A 19,808-nucleotide genomic window follows, 5' to 3' on the forward strand; every position below is an offset into this window, starting at 1 on the left:
TTCCTACTAACTAAGGAGCAGGGTGGGGGAAAATATTTCCCGAGATGGCGCGATCCCTATAGTCAGGTATTATGGCTTTGCTGAGGACGCTTGAAAGTAATAATTAAAACCTAGGAGATTATTCTGCGGACTGGTTCGCACAGTTGGCGCACAGACCAAACACATCTGCCATATGTTCAATATCGCTGAACTGATAGCGCCGAGAAATCTCAGCAATCCACTGTTCTAACTGGTCATCTTGAATATCTACCGTATAGCCACAGTTTCTACATACCAAGTGGTGATGGTGACGGCGCTTAGCGCAACGCCGATAGAGGATTTCTCCATCCTCCGAACGCAAGCTGTCGAGCTCCCCGGCCTCAGTTAGAGCCTGCAGGTTGCGGTAAACGGTAGCTAGTCCCACCGCTTGTCCGGCTGAAACCAGGGCAGTATGCACTTGTTGGGCAGAACGAAAATCCGTTTCATCAGCCATGATTGTCATAATCGCGTCCCGCTGTCGGGTTTTGCGCTGCATTACCATTGTCTGTTTTACCTACTTTCCTGCATCTGCTCAGCTTTGTCGCAAAAGACAGATTTTCCTAACTGCCGCCTCGAGCGCATACTGCGGATCCCGACTAGCGCCCTTCGCCTCCTCGTCAGCTTGCGCAATAATCTTAATAGCAGCTGCCAGGTGAGCGTCGCTCCATCCCCGCACTTCCCGCCGCGCTTTTTCCAACTGCCAAGGCGCCATCCCTAGCTGAGAAGGGCTTACTCCCCGCGCGCTAACCTTTGCCAGGTTGCGGAACTTTAGGGCGAGCGCTCCTGCGATAGCGACCGGCTGAACTCCGGAAGAAAATGCTTGCCGCAGCAACACCAGGGCGCGCGACATATTGCCCACCGCGGCGGCATCAGCTACGTTAAACCCACTAGCCCCCACTCGAGACCCGTAGAACTGTTGCACTGCCTGCAAGGTTACGGCCTGCGGATAGTCGGAAACCAATTGGCGAGCAGCGCCAATTAATTCCGAGAGATCCTCACCGAGCGCATCTACCAGCAGCTGCGCTCCGGCTGGTTCTATGCGTCCGCCGGCAGTGCGTACTTCCTCAACCGCTAAGGATAGTTTCTCGCGCGCATTCTTAATCTTTGCGACTTTTACTTCCTGCGCCCCCGCTTTCTTTATTCTGTCTACCTGGCGTTTTCCTTTATTGGAGCCATCGTGCATGGCTATCACCCAGCAATCTGCTTGCGGCGCAGCTAGGTAGGCTGCAAGGTCTTGTCCCAAATCATCAGCGGCGGATTCGAAATCGGGAATCACCACCAGGCGGGCTTCTCCAAACAATGAGGGCGAAGTCAAGGAATCTAGGGAACCTGCCTGATAACTGTTAGCAGTCACCTCGGTCACTGCCAGGGTGGGATCCTGGTTTCGTCCCAGTTGCTTTAAACGAGTCAGGGCGCGATCTGCCAGCAGTTTCTCGGGGCCGCGTATAAGTACCCCGGAACTTAAGGTGCAATCGCGCCAACTCATTTGCTTTGAGGCCATGATTTAACATTGCCATTTATCTTCCTTTTTGGAAAGTAGCAGCGGTAAATAAAAACTATTCCTGTCACCAAAATCCCCAGTGCCAATAAGCCGGGTATCCCTTGCGGCCACGGCAAGATTGCGAATCGATTGGCGGAGATTACCCGGGCAACTGTCAGCACCCAGGTACACCCTATTCCTAGTATTTTTGCCAGAAAAGTTGCGGGTAGCGGCAGGAATGTCAGGCAAGCTCCGCCCCATATCAGCAGGGTCACTACCGGCGCGATAGCTACATTTGCGAGGACGGTCAAGGTATTGATTCCGGGACGAATTAACAGTTGCCCCGGCAAGCAAGCTAATTGCGCCACCAAGCTCACTGCGCTAACGGACAGGAAAGCGGATAAGAACTTCCGGAAAAGCGCGAAGTACTTTCGCGATAATAATCGAGGGGGTCGCCCGCTCCCCTGTCTTTTCACTGCCGTTATTCCCCGGTGCAGTTTTTCTTCTAAAGGCCGCGCCACCAGCACAATCGCTACAGTAGCGCTGACTGAGAGCAAAAATCCGGTATCGGAGCCGAATCCAGGTTCAAAAATTAGCAGACCGATAATCGCGATTTCGAGGGCGGTAAAAGAATAGGGCTCTTTGCCTCTAGCTAGAGCCAGTAGACAGACCATCCCCATTACCGCCGCCCGCAGCAATGAGGGAGAAGGCCCTAAGAGCAGACAGTACCCCACTAACAAGCCGGCACCCGCCAGTAGCCGCCAGCGGCGTTTTAACCCCGCACTAAGTAGTGCTACCAGGGAAAGTAGCACCGAGATATGCATCCCGGACACACAGGTAATATGCACTATCCCCGCGGTTTTTAATGCTTCGGTATCTGCCGAGGCATCAGCTCTGATTCCTAGAATCATGGCCGGCAGCAGCATAGCTGCTGCCGGGGAATCTGCAGCTACCAGTTTTTCTTCCAGCTGGGTCGCGAACTTTTGTTTCAGGGCCGCCGCCCCGGCAGGCCCGGCTCTCACCTTAGGGGTAGCGATGATTCTTCCGGGGATCTCTAAGAGAGAATTAGCGCTGATTACCGTGGTTAAATCTTGCTGAGATTCCTGGCCACGGGACGGCTTTTCTAGCTGTAACACAGTTTCCAGAACCGTTCCGCGGGGATATTTTGGCAGGTGCTGACCAAAGGCCACCACTTTCACCCCAGTATTTACGGCTGGCGTATCTGGCAGGCGGGCTGATAATAGACGTAACTGGGTTATCTGTTGCTCGCTTGCCGGGTCATATTTTCGCGGCGGTGTCTCTACCAGTGCTATCGCCTGGACACGGTCGATCTGCCCCTGCCAGGCGCGCGCTAACGGGTCAGCGGCTATCACCCGCGCCGACTGGCTGATTGCCACCGCCACCCCGCCCAGCGCCCCTAAAGCCAGAGCGCCCGCCAAGATAACTGAGGGCAGAACTTTCCAGTAGCTGACCAGCAATACTAAGGCAGCGCCCCCGAGGGTTAAAGCAGCGATAAATGGCACCCATTGTAAGGGAAGAGCGGGTAAAACCAGGGCTCCCAACCAGGCAATAATGGCCGCTGGCGCTAAACGTAAATCTAGGATGCTTCCCTGCATAGCTTGCCTAGAGTCTGATCATTGCCGACAAGGCCGCGTATTTTTTCTCCCCAATTCCAGACACATTCTTCAAGTCTTCCAGGTTTTGAAAGCGTCCCTGGGATTGGCGATAATCTACAATCCTTTGCGCGAGTGCCTGTCCCACCCCCGGAAGCTGCTCTAGCTGTTGCTTCGAGGCCTCATTAATAGAGATTTTCCCACCACCAGAGCCTGCTGCAGCGCCCTGCCCAGCTGGTTGCCCGGTATTTTGTGCCGCGCCTGCCGCGGCTAACTCACCCTCTACTTCCGGTACGCTGTTTTTTTCGATTCCCACCCTCAGCTGTTCGCCGTCACTTAGTCGGCGCGCCAGGTTCAGTCCCGACAGGTCGGTACCTGGAAGCGCTCCCCCGGCGGCTTTTATCGCGTCTTGTACCCGCGCGGAAGCCTCCAGACGTACCACTCCCGGTTTTTTAACTTTGCCCACTACATCCACCAATACCTCACCGGTTGCCGCAGGTGAAGGGCCCGGCGCATCTTTAGTGGTCGCACTAAAACTAGAGGTTGCCGGTAACCTCCCGCTACTAGGAGTTTTCCCCTGTGCCCACCCTGCCATCACCGCCACTATCACCACTGCTATTAGCGCAGCTAGCACGATTCGTGGGGAAGGAGCCCAGCGCAGACGGGTACCGCCCTCGCCAGAGCGCAGCCGGGTTTCCGCCTGTTGCAAAAGCTGTTGTGCCCGCGAAGCCTGAGAGGACGCCTGGCGAAACTGCGAGCGGGTATAGCCGGGTTTTTCTGGAGCCATAGAAGGAAAATAAGCCGCTGGCGCGTCCTCGGCAATCTTTAATAAATTGCAACAGGAAAAACCAACCCCGCCTAGTGCGGGGGATAAAGTTAAATCAGAATCCGCGGCGCAAGCGGGTTAATGCGTCCTCTAAATCAGCGGCCAAAGGAGCCTCAAAGCTCACCGGTTCACCACTTACTGGATGGGTAAATTCTAAGCTCACCGCATGTAGCCACTGCCGGGTCAGCCCCAGTTCTTTCGCTAGAAGTGGGTTTGCCCCATAGATCGGATCGCCCACGATAGCGTGCCCGATTGCCTGCATATGCACTCGGATTTGATGTGTCCGCCCTGTCTCTAGCTGTACTTCAACCAGGGTTGCCCTCGGCAAGGACTCCAAGGTGCGGTAATGGGTTATGGCTGGTCTGCCTCCCGCTACTACCGCCATTTTGAAATCGCGGGAAGGATGGCGTCCAATCGGAGCATCAATAGTGCCCTCGGCCGGATCTAGATAACCTTGTACCAAAGCCTGATAGGTCTTCTTCACCCGGCGCTCACGAAATTCATCCTGCAAGCGGTCATAGGCCAACTGCGACTTGGCCACTACCATCGCTCCGGAAGTCCCCACGTCTAAGCGGTGAACGATTCCTTTCCGCTCCACTGGACCAGAGGTAACGATTTCTTGTCCCGCCGCCAACAAGGCACCCATAACTGTCGGTCCTTCCCAACTGGGAGCCGGATGCGCTGCCATCCCCACCGGTTTATTGACCACCACAATATCGACGTCCTGATACACAATCGGCAGCGGTGCCGGGGTTTCTAGACTCTTAGGGCTCTCATCGGGCAGCAACACTTCCACCTGGTCACCGCCAAATACCTCCGCCGATTTTCGCGAAACTACTCCGTTTACCTTTACCTCATTTTGTTTAATCAGTTTGGCAACCAGCGAGCGAGAAATCCCCAGTTCGGCCGCTAATACTTGGTCAAGCCTTTTTCCTTGCGCGCTTTCAGAAACCTGCAGGCGAACCCGTTCACGCATCCTTGCCCCGCACCCGCGTCGGTTGGTAGGAGTGATTACCGCTAACCGAGGGGACGCCCAGCACCACCAGCACTACTACGGCAATTACCCCGACCACGATCGCAATATCAGCAACATTACCGACGAACATCGAACGGTAGTTCAAAAAATCGATCACGTGCCCCCGGAAGATTCCCGGAGGCCGAATGAGACGATCAACCAGGTTTCCCAGCGCCCCTCCGGCCAGCAGCCCGAGAGAAAGTTGCCAGGCGCGATTAGTCATTGTCCGTCCCGTCCAAATAATAATGGCTAGCACCACCGCAGCTATCACCGAGAACACCCAAGTGAAGCTCTCAGCCAGCGAAAAGGCCGCCCCCGGGTTGCGCACCAATTGCAGACTAATAAAACTGCCAATAAAAGGTTTCTCAGGCGCCCCCACTTCCAGAACGCTAAGTGCCCAGGCTTTAGTGGCTTGGTCAACGATTAACACCGGTAGCGCTACGAAAATAAATATCACCAGGAGCGGTGCCGATTTTTGATTTTTTCGCTGATTCATATTCTTTCCAGGTCGGTTTAGTCTATGCCTAAATTTAATAAAAAAGTAGCGGCGCCACCACTTACGTGATGACGCCGCTCTAATCCTCCCTGGCTCTTAGGAGGAACTACGTTTGAGTTACTTCCTATGCCTCTTGAGCGTCTAGTTGACCGATCAAAGCCTGTAGGTGCTCGCGCACCTTCTGGCGGTAATCGTTTTCGAAGGCTTTAAGGTCATCGACTCGAGACTCTAGGTCTGCCCGTTCGGACTCTAGCTGTTCTAGCACGCGACGACGCTCATCATTGGCTTCCCGTACGATCTGGTCACCCTTGAGGCGGGAATCTTCCAGAATCTGATCGGCTTCTTGCTGTCCATTGCGCACGTATTCGTCATGCACACGTTGTGCCAGCGCCAGCATGGAGGTGGCGTCCTCTGGTTGTTCGGAACTAGGCTGCGCGCCGGCCTGCGCGTTTTGTTCTGCCTGTGCCAGTTGTTCGCGCAACTGCTCGATCTCGGCCACGGCCTGTTGAGTCTCTGCTTGAGACTGCGCCAGTGCCGCTTGGGCTTCTTGCTGAGTTTGCGCCAAGTGTGCCTGCAAAGCCTGGATTTGCTCCCCGGCTTGTGGATCGCCCTCAGCAGCCGCAGCCTGGTACTGTTGCACCTGCGCCTGCATCTCCGCGATTTGCGCATTAGCCGTCTCGAGCTGCGCCTTTAGAGCGGCAGTTTCTTCACCGCTTTCACTGGGCGCTACCTGGCCACCATCAGCTGCCTGCTGGCGTGCCTCGTCTAGTTCAGATTTTAAGGAAGCATTTTGATCCTGCAGAGTCGCGATAGTTTCTACGACCTCATCGAGAAACTCGTCAACTTCTTCCTGATCGTACCCTTCCCGGAACTTGGTCGCCTGGAATTGCTTCCAGTGGACATCTTCAGCAGTCAGCAGAGCCATACCTGTCACCTCAGTTATCTATCGTGTTTTTCCCGAGGTAGGTGCTCTACCTGCCAGCGGGAACTTCTGCGCTATAGGTTGCAGTTGGAAACAAGCATACCGAAGATCTGCTCAACTTCCACATCATCAACAATAGTAACATCTATCATTTTGAGCAACACTTTAGCCAATTTTCTGCACTTTTACCCGTGCAAAAGAATTAGCAGCGCGTTAATCAGGTGGATCCAAATATTTATAAACACTGTGACCAGCAAGAACAGTACGATAAAACTTAAATCTAGGGCAATAGTCCCAAGTCGGAGCGGTTTAATGAATCTCCCTAAAAAACGTAGGGGCGGATCGGTTAATGCAAAAACCAGGTTACAAAGAAATAGGGTAACCGAGTTTTTTGGCCGCCAACTCGGGTTCAATGCCATCACCCAAGACAGCACCGCCCTAACTATCAACGCCAGAATATACAGCTGGAGCAGCCATCTGCCTATCTGGCCGACCCAATAGACTAAAGTGAGCATCTATCAGCTTTGATTGAAAAAGTCTCTTTTAGATCCCAGCGAAGATTCGCCCTCGTCAACCTGTACAGACTTCGGAGAAAGCAAAAATACCCGGTTAGTAACCTTTTCAATTCCCCCATCCAGGGCAAAGCTGAGGCCAGCAGCAAAATCAATCATCCGCCGCGCTTCCAGGTCATTCATTGCCCCCAGGTTCATAATCACCGGAGTGCCCTCTTTAAAGGCTTCCCCAATACTTTGTGCCTCGTTATAGGTGGTAGGCCGGATCGTCACAATCCGCTTAAGCTCTGAAGCAGTTTCCGGCTGGGAACTGACCGCATGCGGGAAACGCAAAGCCGGTTCTACAATCCGAGGACGGGGGGTGGGAACTTCAGAATCCGGAACTGCGTTTTCCAGTTCATCGCTGATTTCTTCGTTCTCTTGTGGTTCGGACAGGCCTAAATAGTCCATCGTCTTCCTCAAAGCGCCCATCAGGTTCTCCTTCTTTTAATACTGGTCTACAAAAACGTTAAACGGGACCGGGTTCTTTTTGAAGTATTACTACGGCGTGTTTCCAAAACTATGCACCTAAATGCGCAGTTCAGCCGGCTGGAAGTTCCCGCTTGCCCACCACTATTCCCGCGAACCTGCCCGTATGAGCATCACGGCGGTAGGAATAGAGGTTGCGATCTTCAAAAGTGCAGCGTTTAGAGGCAAAAGTAATCCGGGCTCCCGCCGACTTGAGTTGCGAAACTACCCCCGCCTGTAGATCCAAACCAGGACTTCCCATCCGGGTTCGTGACCACGCGGCCGGCACATGTCCGGTCACGTGGGTTCGCATCGCCTCGGGAACCTCATAGCAGGCTCCACAGATAGCCGGGCCAATAGCAGCGTGGATCTTGCCCGTTTGCGCTCCGAGTTTGCGCAATGCCAGCACCGCTTCGCGAACAATACCGGTAACCATCCCGGCTCTACCGGCATGTACGGCCGCCACTAGCAGGCCATCATCGGAAGCCAATAATAGGGGCACGCAATCAGCCACCATCACCCCCGCTGCCGGGGTGGTTAGTCCCAGTTCCGCGAACTCGCGAGTATCGATGACAATCCCATCGGCCTCTACCGGAGCATTGGTATGACCGGGACGAACCTGCACCACCCGGTTGGAATGGGTCTGGTGCATCCAAACCACTTTGCGACCGATCGCCTCATCAACGATTCTGCGGTTCTCCGCTACGATATCGGGGTTATCTCCAACCTGATCTCCCAGGTTGAGGGTAGCGTACTCACCGGAGGATTTCCCCCCGATCCGGTTGGTAAAAACTGCCTGCGCGCCGCCGATGCGAAACATTGCGACCTACCGCATGAAGTCGGGTACATCTAAACCCGATTCTTGGTCGTCGTCCTCGAATACGCGCGGCACGGTTAAGGTGCTATCGTCCTCGCTCTTGCGACTCACTCCGAAATTGTCACGGTAGCTGCTGGAGCTTTCGTTTTCTTTACGGCTAAAGGCATCGCGTGAGGGCGGGGTTACCGGCAGCCGGTGTGCCCCTCCCGTGACAGTGGAACGCGGAAGATCCCCCACGCTACGTTCGTCCTGGTTCAGAACTGCGCGGCGCGGAAAGGCCGGGATCGCGGAAGTAGCTGTGGCATCCTCCGTGGTTTTCTCGGGTGTGGAGGACGTGGAGGATGCGGCGGGTTTCGAGGCCGGCTCGGGCGTTGCTTTTTTCTCTACTCGCGCACTCTTCTTGCCCTTCTTGGGATCATCGAACCCGGCAGCAATGATAGTAACCCGGATCTGATCGCCCAAGGATTCGTCAACGTTGGCACCGAAAATAATATTGGCTTCGGGGTGCACCATTTCGCGTACCATATCGGCGGCGCGATGTACCTCCATAAGCCCCATGTCCGAGCCACCTTGGAAGAACATCAAAACTCCCAGCGCTCCATCAATATCTGCCTCTAGCAGCGGAGACATAAAGGCGGCTTCGGCGGCGCGAATCGCGCGATCTTCACCGGTGGCAGAGCCGATTCCCATCAGGGCGGTACCCGCTCCCTTCATCACACTTTTTACATCGGCGAAGTCTACGTTAACCAGGGCGGAGGTAGTGATCAGATCGGTAATGCCTTGAACGCCGGAGTGTAAGACCTCATCTGCGGCAGAGAAAGCATCGACCATAGTGATGTTTTGATCTGAGATCTCTAGGAGGCGATCGTTGGGGATCACAATAATGGTGTCTACTTCTTTGCGTAACGCCTCTACCCCGGCTTCCGCCTGCGTCTGCCGGCGTTTACCCTCAAAAGAGAAAGGCCGGGTGACTACCCCGATAGTCAGAGCGCCCATTTCACGCGCAACCCGCGCTACGATGGGCGCACCTCCGGTTCCGGTACCGCCGCCCTCGCCTGCGGTAACGAAGACCATATCGGCACCTTCCAGGGTGTCTTTTATTTCTTCTTCGTTGTCAGCGGCAGCGCGTTCTCCTACCTTGGGGTCGGCTCCAGCTCCCAGACCGCGAGTTTCTTCTCGCCCGATATCCAATTTCACGTCTGCATCCGACATCATCAGCGCTTGCGCATCAGTGTTAATCGCGATGAACTCTACGCCTTTAAGTCCGAAATCAATCATGCGGTTAACGGCGTTTGCTCCGCCTCCGCCGATGCCTACGACTTTAATATCTGCCAGGTTAGTATCTGGTACTGTCACGGTCGCCCTCCGATCTAACCCTAAAGTTTTAGTTTAGAGTTAGGATTATTAGCCCTCTTGGTCAAACGAAAATCCTATGTAATGAGGAGTTTTCAGCAAGCATTATTGGCGCGTGTTGCCCATTTCCCCATAAAAGTCTCTCGTTTTCCATCCCGGCATATTATTAGAGACAAGAACTACCCCAGGAGGAAATATGTCCACTATTTTTACTCGCATTATCGCTGGCGAAATACCCGGCGAATTCTGCTGGAAAGACGACATCTGTGTCGCCTTTGCCGACATCAACCCCATCACCCCCGGACATGTATTGCTAGTTCCTCGCCGGGAAGTAGAAAACTATTGGGACGCCCCTACCGAAGAGCTGCAGCACCTAATGAAAGTAGCGCAGATTATTGGGCGTGCCCAACGGCAGGCTTTCGGCTCTGAGCGCTCCTGCCTCAGTATCGCGGGATTCGACGTACCCCACCTGCACCTGCACCTAATTCCGGCAAACTCGATGGAGGACATTAAGTTCGCTCACGCCCAACCAGCTACTGCGGAGGAGATCGCCGCCTCTATGCAGACGCTGCGCCAGACAATTGCCGCCCAGGGGTACGCCCGTGAGGCAGGAACAAACGCCTAAGAGGCAGTATTTTCCGCTAGCGAGCGGCGCAGATAATCAAGTTCGCTGGCATCAAACCAGGAAAGCGGCTCCGCCGCCAGCTCTTCCCACAGTTCCAGCTGCGGCGAAACTGCTTCTGATAAATCAGCGCCAGCATCTTCTGGCAGTTCAATACGGGTATCACTAAAGTCACCGCGGCTCCACGCCGCCGCCAGCTCCGCAGGAACCTGCGTCCTAACCTGAGTGCAAAGCTCCAAGTTATCCGGACTGTCCACATGCAGGCTTACTAAGCGCTGCCAGTCGAAACCAGACTTGACCGCAAATATGCCGGGGGCATTTTCTGCGCCCAACTCCTGAGGGTTAACATCGAGCGCCGCGACTATTCTCCCCGGGTACCCCGTTACTTTCCCCTGAAGACAGGACATAGCGGACATACTCATCGCCAAATCTTCCGCCTGCTCACTATCGAGAGGATCAATTCCCCAAAGCTGACAGAAATCAGCGCTGCCCTGCCAAGCATTGCGGGAATTCAGGTGCTCCTCAAACAGGCCAGCTACCGCTAGGGGAAGATAAATTCTCATCCAACGATTGTAGCGGCTATCCACGCGTTCTTTAGCCTGCGACGTGCGGTGTTGCCCGAATACTCGATTGTCAACTAGCAGCAAGCTGTACGCCTCATTAAAAACTCACTTGTCTTTAATTATTTCTTAATTCACTGATTGTTGGTAGGCGCTGTTCAGTGCCTTCTATTAACAGAGGAATTTGCATATACCTGGTTAAACAGTTCAAAAACACCAATTGGCAACGGAGCCCCCTGACCCCTGCCTTTTTAATGAATTAAAGTTTTCCTCTCATATTTAAAGGACTTGAGTCGATGAGTTTAGCAGCGCCAGCCCTCCTTCTTAGGGAGGTCACGAAAAATGATGTTTCCCCAGAGATAGAAGATGTAAACCACGGTCAAGAGCTATTTCCGCCCGGCAAACCACTGGTAACAATTTGTTCCCAAGATGACGACTCTCCTGGATCTTGCGCCATAATTTGTCCCGAACTTCCGCAAATTCCCTTAAGCCCCAAATACGGTCCCCTCGAAGTGCAGACCCTGCTTCCTCGCCCTCAAGACCGTAAGAAAACCTCCGCTAAGCCGAAAGCTGCATCATTATCGTCATTACCCCAGATAAAACCGTGGGTGGCGACTGCCGTGAAAACCATATTCGAAGTGTTTTCTGGCCGCCGCTCCGCCCAGGCGGTAACTAACTGGTTTACCCCCGAGTTACAAAAATCCTTCTTGGCATTAGCGCGTAGTGAACGACACCGTCCCCAGCCTACCGCGATTCAGATCCGCCGAATTCTGTGCCGCAAGGCTGGGGTTGACCCTAGGGACTGCGGCGCGTTCGAAGTGGCAGTGAGCATAAGTGATGACTCTCGGGTACGGGCGGTGGCGATGCGGATTACCCCCGGCGGCAAAAAATGGAGAATTTCCGCGCTCGAGATCGGATGAACCCATATGCCAGCAGCTGCGGCTAATAATCATCCCCATCCCGGTTTTCACTGATGATTTCCCGCCCGCTTACCGAAAGCAACCAGCCACAACGAAATATCTAAAGTACTGGTAAGCCTTGAGCTAATAGCGCCTCCAGTAAGGATTAGCGACGCTTCTTACGCTTCTTTTGGGCACGGCGCTGCGCACGGTTTCCGCCTTGCGCGGCAGTTTGCCGTGCGGCCTCGGCGCCAAAAGCTGAACCTTTGCCAGCGGCACCCGCCATGGCGGGCACAGTTTCCGAGGATTCCTTATGTCCGGTATCCCCCATAACCGAGCCTTCCGCTATCGCCTTCTTCTTAGCTTGTTCGGCTTGCTGCTTTTCTGCCTCTAGCTGCTGTTCATAGACCTGCTGGAACTGGTGGGCGAAATTGAAGATCCCCGTCACCGTATCTTCACGCACCTGCCCCATCATGTTCTCGAACATTAGCGCGCCCTCGGACTTGTATTCCACCAAGGGGTCACGCTGCCCCATTGCCCGCAGGCCGATACCTTCTTTGAGGTAGTCCATCTCGTAAAGGTGCTGTTGCCAGAGCCGGTCAACCGTAGCCAGCAGCACCCGGCGCTCCAGTTCCGCCATCGGCTGGTCTCCCAGCTGATCGATCGCAATCGGGTTTTCGTTTACCTGATCGAGAATTTCTTCATAGGCATCGGCAATATCGTTCTGCAACATATTTTCCAGCTCAGAAGCCGAAATATGCAGGAAGGAGCCGTCCTCATCTTTGAGCTCAGAAAGGGAGGCGCGCACCGGATAAACCGCGCGGAGGTTGTTCCACAGTTTTTCCAAATCCCATTCGTTAGAATCGGCGCCCTCACTGGTGGCGTGGGTGACCGCCTCTTTAATCAAAGTCCGCAGGTAGGAAGGAATCAGCTCATCGAGATCGATTTCCTTTTGCAGCACTTCTTGACGTTCGGTATAAATCAGATCGCGCTGATCGGTCATCACATCGTCGTATTTGAGGACGTTCTTACGGATCTCGAAGTTCTGCGCTTCGGTTTGGTGCTGCGCGGATTGGATACGCCCGGAAACCATCTTGGATTCTAGCGGCAGATCCTCGGGATAGAGCGAAGAATTCATAAACCGGGTAACGAACGCCGCCATATTCTTCATCATCAACGGGTCATCCATTGCCAGGTAGAAGCGGGATTCCCCCGGGTCACCTTGACGTCCAGAACGCCCCCGTAACTGGTTATCAATGCGGCGAGCATCGTGACGTTCAGTACCGAGGACGTATAGTCCGCCCAGGTCAACGACCTCTTCGTGTTCGTCAGCTACCTCGGCCTCCGCCTGAGATAATGCATCAGACCAGGCTTCCCGCCACTCCTCGGGAGTTTCTTCCGGGTCAAGTCCCTGCGCACGCAGGTTCTGATCCGCAATATGCTCCGGGTTGCCGCCCAGCATAATGTCGGTACCACGACCAGCCATATTGGTGGCCACGGTAACCATGCCTTTACGTCCGGCATCGAAGACTACCTGGGCTTCGTGGGCGTGCTGCTTCGCGTTGAGCACATTGTGCGGTACCCCGGCCTCGTCCAACATGATGGAAAGTTCTTCCGACTTGGCAACATCGGTGGTACCTACCAGAATCGGCTGGCCTTTTTCGTGGCGTTCCTTAATGTCCTCCACGATTGCCTTGAGCTTGCCGCGGCGGGAAGGATAAACCAAATCCGGCTGATCGATGCGGATCATCGGTTTGTTCGGCGGAATCGGGATTACCCCAATCTTGTAGGTGTTCATGAACTCGGCCGCTTCGGTTTCAGCGGTACCGGTCATGCCCGCGAGTTTGTTGTATAGGCGGAAATAGTTCTGCAAGGTAATGGTGGCCAGGGTCTGGTTCTCGGCTTTAACCGGGACATGTTCCTTGGCTTCAATCGCCTGGTGCATACCCTCGTTGTAACGCCGACCTTCCATTACGCGCCCGGTATGTTCGTCAACGATTAGCACTTCCCGGTTGCGCACAATATAGTCACGATCCCGTTTGAACAGCTCTTTCGCTTTAATCGCGTTGTTAAGGAAGCCGATTAAGGGAGTGTGGGAAGCTTCGTAGAGGTTCTCGATTCCCAAGAAATCCTCGACTGCAGCGATCCCTACATCGGTAACTCCCACAGTACGTTTCTTTTCATCGACCTCGTAATCCATATCTTTTTCTAAGCGGGTTACCAGAGAGGCGAATTTGTTGTACCACTGGTCTGCCTCACCTTGGGCAGGACCGGAAATAATCAGCGGGGTACGCGCTTCGTCAATTAGAATCGAGTCCACCTCGTCCACGATGGCGAAATTGTGACCACGCTGAACGATGTCCTCTACCCGCTGCACCATATTGTCGCGCAGATAATCGAATCCGAACTCGTTATTAGTACCGTAAGTAATATCCGCCTGGTACTGTTTTACCCGCTCGGTGGGGGTTTGACCATTGACGATACAACCTATAGTTAGCCCCAGGAAGCGATAGACCCGCCCCATGAGCTCACTTTGATAGCTGGCGAGGTAGTCGTTAACCGTGACTACGTGCACGCCCTTGCCACTAAGCGCATTGAGATAGCTGGGCATAGTGGCAACCAGGGTTTTACCTTCACCGGTTTTCATCTCGGCGATATTGCCATTATGGAGGGCGATTCCTCCCATCACCTGCACGTGATAGGGCTTTTGTTTGAGGACGCGCCAGGCGGCCTCCCGCACAGTCGCGAAGGCGTCAACCAGGATTTCATCCTCGCTTGCCCCGTTTGCCAGCGCCTCTTTAAACTCGTCGGTCTTGGCTTTTAGCTCTTCGTCGCTTAGGGCGGCGTATTCGTCCTCTTTCGCCACAACTTCGTGAGCTGTCCGGTCTAGGCGTTTAAGGATACGTCCCTCACCCATGCGCAGGATTTTTTCAAAAAATGACATCAGTTCTCCCGTGTGTTCGCTCCGTTTACCGATTCTATATGGCTGCGGCAAAAAGCACGATTAGTTATCCTAGTTTTCCCTTTAGGCTTAGCCCTGGTGGCGCTAGTTTTTACGCCTCTAAGTTTTTTTCGCAGGTTTTTACGCTCCCAGCTTGCCTGCTGGTTTTACGCCCCTAACTTTGCCCGCAGCTGTCGCGCCATATCGGTATCTTCCCAGGTGAACCCGGAACGTCCGAAATGCCCGTAGGCGGCGGTGCGCGAATAGATAGGTCGGCGCAGCGAAAGCCGGTCGATAATAGCGGCCGGACGCAAGTCGACAGTTTCCCGGACTGCCTGCAAAATCTGGGTCTTATCCGCTTTTTCAGTGCCGAAGGTTTCCAGTTCTATCGAAACCGGGTGCGCCGAGCCGATAGCGTAAGCCACCTGCAGTTCTGCCCGATCCGCAAGGCCGGCTGCCACCACGTTCTTGGCTACCCAGCGCGCCGCATAGGCCGCGGAGCGATCAACTTTAGAAGCGTCTTTTCCGGAGAACGCGCCTCCACCGTGGCGCGCCATCCCCCCGTAGGTGTCGACGATTAGTTTGCGGCCGGTAACGCCTGTATCAGCGGCTGGGCCTCCTAAAATGAAGCGTCCTGCCGGGTTTACTAGGGTGCGGAAATCTCTGTCCTCAATCCAAGGTACCTGGGCGATAACCGGGTCAATCACCGCGGATTTTACTTCTTCGCGCAGGTCTTTGAGGCTGACGGATGCTAGATGCTGAGTTGAAAGCACTATCGTGTCGATCCCCACCGGACGCCCGTCCTCGTAACGTACCGTTACCTGGGTTTTCCCATCGGGACACAGGTAGTCAAGGATTTTTTCGCGCCGCACTTTTTCGAGTTGCTTCGCTAAGCGGTGTGCCAACCAAATCGGGGCGGGCATTAAATCGGGAGTTTCGTTGCAGGCGTAGCCGAACATCATTCCCTGGTCACCGGCGCCCTGCTGGTCAAAAGCATCTATTGCCGATCCTTCGCGGGTTTCCCACGAGTCTTGCACCCCTTGAGCAATATCGGGGCTCTGGCGGTCGATCGAAACTAGCACCCCGCAAGAATCTCCATCGAAACCAATATCAGAGGAGGTGTAGCCGATTTCGTTGATGGTTTCGCGCACCAAGGTGGGCAAGTCAACGTATCCGGAAGTGGTGATTTCGCCAGCCAGATGCACCTGCCCGGTGGTCGCCATTACTTCCACGGCAGACCGGGCTTCCGGGTCTTGTTCTAGCAGGGCATCTACTATGGAGTCGGCGATGCGGTCGCAGACTTTATCGGGGTGTCCACTGGTGACGGATTCAGAAGTAAAAATCGACTGCTTTGGGCTCATGGTTTCCAGTTTATGGCAGGGCTGGCGGTTGCGGGAATTCCCGGACTTTTTTGGGAGGGGCGAGAGGTAGAGAAAGGAGGGAGAAGAAGGGGCGCGAGGGGTGAGAGGAAGTAGAGGAAGGAAGGGAAGGAGAGGAGGAGGGGGTAAGCAGAGTTATGCGTTAGAAGTCACAATAATGGGTTCCGCAAGAGTCAAAGGTCACGATAATGCGCCCTTATTATGTCACCGGAGGGTGATCTTGTACCCGGAGGGTGCTTTTGTCCGTGGAGGGCTCTTTTGACACCCCCACAAGCAGTTCCAGGCACAACGCCGACATTTCCACCCTCCCGCAACATTTCCACCCTCCCACAGAGATGGGGTTTTCCTCCCGCCCACTCGGATAAAACCTATCCCCGCGTGGTCGTAGGTTCAGATGCCATAGAGGGATTGGTTACATCTATGCGGTCACCAGCAAGTTCTAGATGCCGCATTTGGGCTATTGAACTGCGTAAACGCTTCATATTTGATTCTGAATAGAACGGATCAATAGACACCTCGAACGGGATTCGCTTCTCCCGCACGACCTTTGCAGCAAACATGGTGTAGGCACTGGTAGCAGTAAGCCCCAGTTCTTTACACGTGGCTTCAAGAGATTTTTTCAAACTAGCATCCATCCGAAAATTGACAGTTGCTTGTGCCACTTCAACCACTCCTTAAATACAACTCTCAACTTCTGAAGTACATATTAGAGGTTTTGCAACACAAATGGAATACTTTTTTACATTTTGCGCTCAACTGCCGTCACTTTCACCAGCCTTTCCGCCCTCCCGCGACAGTTCCGCCCTCCCGAGAGCCACACAACCGCCATTTTCAGCACTCCCCAGCCCAACCGGGAGGGTGATTTTGTCCGGGGAGGGCGATTTTGTCCGGGGAGGGCGATTCTACACACCCCCACAAGCCACTACAGGCACAACGCCGACACTTCCACCCTCCCGCGACAGCTACGCCCTCCAGAGACAGATACGCCCTCCAAGGACGAATAAGCCCTCCTGAGTGAATTGTTGGACAGTCAGCTCCAGATCCTGCACGACGTAGAAGAGACGAGAGTGCGGGACGAAGGAGTTTAGTGGCGTAGCAATCGAGTAACAGCAAATCGGGGTGACGAGAGCGAACCAAGGCGAGGGGATGAGGAGGGGGAAGCGGAGTGAGGAGGGCGAAGGATGAGGAGGTAAGGAGGGCGAAGCGGGGCGATGGCGAAGCGGGGCGATGACAAAGCGACGCGAGGGGTAAGGAGAACGAACCAAAGCGAGGGGGTTTGGAGGGCAAAGCGATACGAGGACGAACCAAAGTGGCGCTGGTGAGAAGTGAGCGGGCGAGCGGGCGGAGAAGAGAACTGAGGGACAGAGCAGCGCACGAACCAGGTGAGGGCGAGAGGAACGAGACTCCGATTCAAGCAACCGGGCGGGGATTGGGGTGCGAGGCGCTCAAAAACGGCAATAAGACAACAATTATCTTAGCTTTATCCAGATTTAACGATCTGTTCTGGCGCCACAAAACCGGCATACCTAACGACGGCCTGTGGATAACTATGTTGCGTAATTCATCGAAATTGAAATTAGGAATGCGACACGAAAATTCATTACATTAAACACATAATTTCCTTTATTTTTAAATGCAACTAAGTGTTCTTTTGTAACTTTTATCGAGAAATTGCCATTTTAAATACCTTTCAGCATAAAATTGCACATTTTAGGCTCCAAGGCGACGTTCGCGCCCAATAAAACTCCCGCAAAACCACTTTCGCGACACACAGCTAACTTGTGGTGTGTTTCATATACAATCTTTAGCTGCCTGCGAGTCCACTAGAAAGCTCCCCCCTGTAAACCAGTGAAAGAAAAATATCTGCAGGTGAGAGACATAACAGTCAGGACAATAAAGCTTCAGGTAGAGAGCAGAGTCTCGGGAACAAACACCGACGGAGCGGAAAAACCCATTTTGATTCACAGAAATACGAGATTAATACCTGAATTACGCGCATAAACTCGTTGTTTTTTCCGGTCTGACCAGGGTTTATAATGTGTTCAATATGCTTTGAGAAAATACTGTGTGGACAGTGCTTGTAATCGCCCAGTTTGGGTGCACGCAGACAAAAGCTTGTAAAGAACGGTAAGAGGCGATCAGTACTCGGAAGAAACCTTAGGTTTGCGCTGCAACGCAAAGCGCAACGCAATATTTGGACTTGCAACGAAAAGTGCAACGCAAAAATAAACTCATGCAACGCAAATGCAACGCAATCATTTGCGTTGCACTTGTACTGAAAATGCTCAGTTTTCAGCGCTGGCTGCGCTACTACTAACTACATGCAATCCATACAATCCGGACGACTAGCTACCCCCTAGCCTGTTCAAGAAGGATCACTCTGCTCGCCTTGATTTACCCAGCAACCCTGTCGGAATAAGGCGCAGCCTGCCAAAACAAATCGATGCCACTAGTGCCTGTCCCTCTCCGCGGCTGGGCACCCCCAGCGCAGGAAAATAACTCTGAGGAGACCAAAACTGGGAAGAAATCTTAGGTTTGCGCTGCAACGCAAAGCGCAACGCAATATTTGGACTTGCAACGCAAAGCTCAAGGTAATACAAAATCATGCAACGCAAATGCAACGAAACTATTTACGTTGCATTTGCGCGGTAACCGCTCAGTTTTCGGCGGCGGATTCGCGCTCGCCGGTGGGTACTACCAGCACCGGGCAGGCTGCATGCGCCAAGATGGATTGCGAGGTGGATCCCATTAGTGCCCCTGCAAACCCGCCACCACCGCGAGTACCCACCACCACCAGGTCAACGGCGGTGGAAAACTCTGTCAGCAGCGCCGCCGGGTTCCCATCCAAAGCATGAGAATGTACTTTCACTCCACTATCAGCGGTTTCTTCCTTACAGGTTTGTTTAAGCCCGTCACGCACATCCCGCAAGATGCTGTCGCGATCGACCGTCGCCGGCAACCAAGAAAGGATCCCGGCGGATGATGCCAGGGGAACCGCATCCACGGCAGTCAGTTCCGCGCCCCATACTTGGGCTTCTTTGATGGAGCGGCGCAGGGATTTGCGGGAACGCGTGGAACCGTCGAATCCGATCACGATTTTCTTTACCGGCACGAATTGGTCATCTGTTTTCCGCCGAGGCACTACCACGACTGGGCAGCTAGAGTAGGCCGGCAAAGCCGAGGAGGTCGCTCCCAATAACCGATCGGTAAATCCGCCGCCTCCGCGGGTGCCGACCACAATCAAATCGACTTGCTGCGACAGTTGCACCAAAATCGCGGTGGGGTCTCCGGCTTCCACCCGCCCTTCGGCCTGGTAGCCACGTTTTTCGAGGTGAGCGACAGCTTCGTCAACTACGGTTTGCGCGCTTTCGCGAATCGCATCATTGTCCACCACTGCGAATCCGGAATCCATGGACGCTGCCGTATAAGAGGGTAACGCGTAGGCACATAATACTTGCAGTTTCCCGCCGCTTTGCTTGGCACGCGCGCCCGCCCATTCCGCGGCCTCTAAAGATTCTGGGGAGCCGTCAACCCCCACTAGGATAGTTTCTTTTCCCGACATGTCTATGTCCCCCTTCTGCTGCGCCCTTGCCTGCTTATTTCTATTTTATAGGCCGGAGGGTACGTTTGCTCTGAAATGAACGCTGCGGGTGGGGCCGGGATGGAAAGGAACAGCTTCCGGTGAAGCTGTTGTCTTTTTTCTGAGGGGACGTTTGGCGGGTTTTTTGCGCTGGTTTGAGGGGTTTTGAGGGTGCGTTTGGTTATTTGCGTGATTGCGCTATATGGCGTGCTCGTTTGCGTTTTGTTGGTTCTTTAAACTTTTTTGCTCTTTGCGCGCGGGTTAACCT

Annotated in this window: 18 protein-coding genes; 2 read left to right on the forward strand and 16 right to left on the reverse strand. The window is 53.9% G+C overall.

Translation table 11 applies throughout. The features are described 5' to 3' along the window. Positions 1 to 118 precede the first annotated feature (118 nt). From E6072_RS03025 to ftsZ, 11 genes are all read right to left on the reverse strand, one after another. Positions 119 to 514, reverse strand: coding sequence for a Fur family transcriptional regulator (locus tag E6072_RS03025; protein WP_316693634.1), 396 nt, complete (start codon positions 512 to 514; stop codon positions 119 to 121). 36 nt (positions 515 to 550) lie between these two features. After that, the gene (gene holA / locus E6072_RS03030) at positions 551 to 1,519 is read right to left on the reverse strand and encodes a DNA polymerase III subunit delta (RefSeq protein ID WP_316693635.1); all 969 of its coding nucleotides are present in this window, start codon (positions 1,517 to 1,519) and stop codon (positions 551 to 553) included. Then, entirely contained in the window at positions 1,501 to 3,114 is a 1,614-nt protein-coding gene (locus tag E6072_RS03035; RefSeq protein WP_316693636.1) for a ComEC/Rec2 family competence protein, read from the reverse strand. Before E6072_RS03035 ends, holA begins: the two co-directional genes overlap by 19 nt. A 7-nt stretch (positions 3,115 to 3,121) precedes the next feature. Then, a complete protein-coding gene (locus E6072_RS03040; protein WP_316693637.1) occupies positions 3,122 to 3,898 on the reverse strand; it encodes a ComEA family DNA-binding protein in 777 nt (258 codons plus the stop codon). 94 nt (positions 3,899 to 3,992) lie between these two features. Beyond that, the gene (locus E6072_RS03045; RefSeq protein WP_316693638.1) at positions 3,993 to 4,913 is read right to left on the reverse strand and encodes an RluA family pseudouridine synthase; all 921 of its coding nucleotides are present in this window, start codon (positions 4,911 to 4,913) and stop codon (positions 3,993 to 3,995) included. Beyond that, positions 4,906 to 5,448, reverse strand: coding sequence for a signal peptidase II (lspA, locus tag E6072_RS03050; protein ID WP_316693640.1), 543 nt, complete (start codon positions 5,446 to 5,448; stop codon positions 4,906 to 4,908). Before lspA ends, E6072_RS03045 begins: the two co-directional genes overlap by 8 nt. A 124-nt stretch (positions 5,449 to 5,572) precedes the next feature. Next, entirely contained in the window at positions 5,573 to 6,373 is an 801-nt protein-coding gene (locus E6072_RS03055) for a DivIVA domain-containing protein (RefSeq protein WP_316076758.1), read from the reverse strand. Between the two features lie 182 nt (positions 6,374 to 6,555). Beyond that, on the reverse strand, positions 6,556 to 6,885 hold the full coding sequence (locus tag E6072_RS03060; RefSeq protein WP_316076759.1) for a YggT family protein: 330 nt from the start codon (positions 6,883 to 6,885) through the stop codon (positions 6,556 to 6,558). A 3-nt stretch (positions 6,886 to 6,888) separates the two neighbouring features. After that, on the reverse strand, positions 6,889 to 7,353 hold the full coding sequence (locus tag E6072_RS03065) for a cell division protein SepF (protein WP_316076760.1): 465 nt from the start codon (positions 7,351 to 7,353) through the stop codon (positions 6,889 to 6,891). 109 nt (positions 7,354 to 7,462) lie between these two features. Continuing rightward, positions 7,463 to 8,209: a peptidoglycan editing factor PgeF gene (gene pgeF, locus E6072_RS03070; RefSeq protein WP_316076761.1), complete on the reverse strand. Its 747-nt coding sequence runs from the start codon at positions 8,207 to 8,209 to the stop codon at positions 7,463 to 7,465. A gap of 6 nt (positions 8,210 to 8,215) precedes the next feature. After that, positions 8,216 to 9,562, reverse strand: coding sequence for a cell division protein FtsZ (ftsZ, locus tag E6072_RS03075; protein WP_316076762.1), 1,347 nt, complete (start codon positions 9,560 to 9,562; stop codon positions 8,216 to 8,218). A 193-nt stretch (positions 9,563 to 9,755) separates the two neighbouring features. Between ftsZ and E6072_RS03080 the strand changes: the two genes are divergently transcribed. Continuing rightward, entirely contained in the window at positions 9,756 to 10,184 is a 429-nt protein-coding gene (locus tag E6072_RS03080; protein ID WP_316076763.1) for an HIT family protein, read from the forward strand. On the opposite strand, the gene E6072_RS03085 is transcribed toward E6072_RS03080, so the two are convergent. Further along, positions 10,181 to 10,744: a DUF6912 family protein gene (locus E6072_RS03085; protein ID WP_316693644.1), complete on the reverse strand. Its 564-nt coding sequence runs from the start codon at positions 10,742 to 10,744 to the stop codon at positions 10,181 to 10,183. The genes E6072_RS03080 and E6072_RS03085 overlap by 4 nt on opposite strands. A 293-nt stretch (positions 10,745 to 11,037) precedes the next feature. On the opposite strand from E6072_RS03085, the gene E6072_RS03090 reads away from it, so the two are divergent. Next, the gene (locus E6072_RS03090; RefSeq protein WP_316693646.1) at positions 11,038 to 11,661 is read left to right on the forward strand and encodes an Rv3235 family protein; all 624 of its coding nucleotides are present in this window, start codon (positions 11,038 to 11,040) and stop codon (positions 11,659 to 11,661) included. Between the two features lie 145 nt (positions 11,662 to 11,806). Here E6072_RS03090 and secA read toward each other — a convergent pair whose 3' ends face one another. The 4 genes from secA to E6072_RS03110 form a co-directional block, all read right to left on the reverse strand. Beyond that, positions 11,807 to 14,584 (reverse strand): preprotein translocase subunit SecA, encoded by a 2,778-nt coding sequence (gene secA / locus E6072_RS03095; RefSeq protein ID WP_316693648.1) that lies wholly within the window; start codon positions 14,582 to 14,584, stop codon positions 11,807 to 11,809. Positions 14,585 to 14,748: 164 nt separating this feature from the next. Further along, a complete protein-coding gene (gene metK, locus E6072_RS03100; RefSeq protein WP_316693651.1) occupies positions 14,749 to 15,942 on the reverse strand; it encodes a methionine adenosyltransferase in 1,194 nt (397 codons plus the stop codon). A 386-nt stretch (positions 15,943 to 16,328) separates the two neighbouring features. Further along, positions 16,329 to 16,622 carry a type II toxin-antitoxin system RelB/DinJ family antitoxin gene (locus E6072_RS03105; protein WP_316693653.1) on the reverse strand — a complete coding sequence of 98 codons (294 nt, stop codon included), beginning with the start codon at positions 16,620 to 16,622 and terminating at the stop codon, positions 16,329 to 16,331. Positions 16,623 to 18,616: 1,994 nt separating this feature from the next. Then, the gene (locus tag E6072_RS03110; RefSeq protein WP_316693655.1) at positions 18,617 to 19,522 is read right to left on the reverse strand and encodes a universal stress protein; all 906 of its coding nucleotides are present in this window, start codon (positions 19,520 to 19,522) and stop codon (positions 18,617 to 18,619) included. Positions 19,523 to 19,808 lie beyond the last annotated feature (286 nt).

The organism is Varibaculum cambriense (assembly GCF_032557235.1).
In the GTDB taxonomy this organism is placed as follows: domain Bacteria; phylum Actinomycetota; class Actinomycetes; order Actinomycetales; family Actinomycetaceae; genus Varibaculum; species Varibaculum cambriense_C.